The 2537-nt window shown below is 67.0% G+C and carries 2 protein-coding genes; both read left to right on the forward strand.

What is annotated here, in order from left to right; genetic code table 11:
* Nucleotides 1-413: amino acid--tRNA ligase-related protein (locus tag HUV06_RS15880; RefSeq protein ID WP_305793649.1), on the forward strand; the 413-nt coding region annotated here is incomplete at its 5' end.
* Nucleotides 414-526: 113 nt separating this feature from the next.
* Entirely contained in the window at nt 527-1963 is a 1437-nt protein-coding gene (locus HUV06_RS15885; protein ID WP_174302210.1) for an IS1182 family transposase, read from the forward strand.
* Nucleotides 1964-2537 lie beyond the last annotated feature (574 nt).

The following is a 2537-nucleotide window of genomic DNA, read 5'->3' on the forward strand; positions in this document are numbered from 1 at the left end:
TGGACGACAGCTGGTCGGACGTGTTCAGCCGCGTGCTGGTGGAGCGGATCGAGCCGCGCCTCGGCGAGGGGCGCCCCACGATCCTCTACGAATACCCTCTGGCGGAGGCCGCGCTGGCACGTCCCTGCCCCCACGACGGCCGCGTGGCGGAGCGCTTCGAGCTCTACGCCTGCGGGGTGGAGCTGGCCAACGGCTTCGGCGAGCTCACAGACCCCGTCGAGCAGCGCCGCCGCTTCGAGGCCGACATGGCCGAAAAGGCCCGCCTTTACGGCGAACGCTACCCGATCGACGAGGACCTGCTGGCGGCGCTCGCCCTGATGCCGCCCGCCAGCGGCGTCGCCCTCGGCTTCGACCGCCTGGTCATGCTGGCGACGGAAGCGACACGCGTGAACCAGGTGCTGTGGACGCCGTGAGCGGTGAAGGATGGACCTGCTGAGAGCGGACGTTACGACCCGCCGCTATGGGTGGAGGCTGTGTGAAAACGCGCTGATCTGGTAGACTTCGCCTGCTTCGCGGGGTGTCAGTCATGGCGCGATTTGTCGAAGGTGCGGATCGTCATCAGGTGCAGCTGCTTCCAGCAGCACTCGATGACTACGTGGACGAGGACAATCCAGCCCGGGTGATCGACGTCTTCGTAGATGAGCTGGACTTGGCGGCTCTGGGGTTCGCACGCGTGCAGGCGGCGGCGACGGGGCGGCCGGGTTACTCGCCCGGCTGCATGCTGAAGCTCTACTTGTACGGCTACTTGAACCAGGTGCAGTCCAGCCGCAAGCTGGAGCGTGAAGCTCGGCGCAACACCGAGCTGATGTGGCTGACGGGCAGGCTCGCCCCGGACTTCAAGACCATCGCCGACTTCCGCCGCGACAACGGCGAGGCGCTGCAGCGGGCTTGCGCCGCCTTTGTCGCGATCTGCCGGGGCATGGGCCTGCTCTCGGGCGGGGTCGTGGCGGTGGACGGCAGCCGCTTCAAGGCGGTGAACACGCGCGACAAGAACTTCACCCCCGCCGCGGTGCGCCGGCGCATCGAGCAGGCGCAGGCCAGCATCGAGCGCTACCTGCGGGCGCTGGACACCGCCGACCGGCAGGAGGGCGAGGCGGCGGAGCTGCGCGGGACCCGGATCAGGGAGCGGCTGGGCGCCCTGCGAGAGCAGGTGCGTGGTCTCCAGGCCGTGGAGGTCGAGCTGGCCACGGCTTCGGATCACCAGATATCGCGCACCGATCCCGACGCCCGCGCCATGGCCACCCACGGCAAGGGGACGGGCATGGTGGGCTACAACGTCCAGGCCGCCGTGGACGCGGAGCACCACCTGGTGGTCGCCCATGAGGTGACCAACGTCGGACACGACCGCAGCCAGCTCGCCAACATGGCGGCGAAGGCGCAGGCGGCGACCGGGGCCGGGCCGCTCACCGTGCTGGCCGACCGAGGCTACTTCTCAGGCGAGGAGGTCCTCGCCTGCGAGGCGCTCGGCGTCACGCCGCTTCTGCCCAAGCCGCTGACCTCCGGATCGAAGGCCGAGGGGCGCTATGGCAAGCAGGACTTCGTCTACGACGCCGAAGCAGACGCGTACGTCTGCCCGGCCGGCGAGCGGCTGACCTGGCGCTTCGACAGCGTCGAGCACGGCATGACGTTACGGTCCTACTGGACCAGCAACTGTTCGGCCTGCGCCCTGAAGGCGAACTGCACGACCGGCAAGGAGCGACGGATCAAACGGTGGGAGCATGAAGCCGTCATCGACGCCATGCAGGACAGGCTTGATCGCCAACCCGAAGCGATGCGCACCCGCCGCAAGACCGTTGAGCATGTCTTCGGTACGCTGAAGGCCTGGATGGGAGCCGTCCACTTCAGGATGCGACGTCTGGACAAGGTCGCAGGTGAGATGAGCCTCCACATCCTGGCCTACAACATGAAGCGACTGATCTCGATCTTCGGAGTGAAGCCGCTGATCTCTGCGCTAAACGCCTGAGAGCGGCTCCCTCCCGCGCTACCCGCTCACCGCCCTGCATCCCACCAAGCGTTCTCACACAGCCTCGGTGGTTCGCTGCCACCCGGTCCGCCGCGCCCACGCCCGCTTTGCGCCCAATTCTAGCCGTTCAGCCTGTCGCAGCGGCTCCTCAGAGCGGTCGTTTGTGCATGATGGCCCGGTGCGCGACAGACCCTATTTCTCGGCGCATATTAACGTGGATCAGGTCTGGGCGGGACGAAAGTCGGTGATCGACATTGCAGCCGAATTGGCATCGGAGAGTCACCTTAACGCGTCGTCGCGGTGCAACACATTGTGCTAGCAGGACTAGCGCGATCCAAGCGGTCAATCGACCTGCTGGGCAACAACCGACGACATGCTCTGCTAGGTCGGTGCCGGCTCTTCAACCGGGCGGTCGCTCGCGCCAGCAGTTGCGGGTGAGATCGTGAAGGCGCACGCTGAAGTCCACGACGGGTCAAGCGAGCTCACGGCGTCCGAATTGCCCCGCTTGGGTGTGAGCCTCGCCGAGGTGGAGACTTTCCTTGTCGTTGCGGAGCAGCGTAGCTTCCGGAAGGCG

Source organism: Caulobacter sp. S45 (assembly GCF_903642205.1).
GTDB lineage: Bacteria > Pseudomonadota > Alphaproteobacteria > Caulobacterales > Caulobacteraceae > CAHJWH01.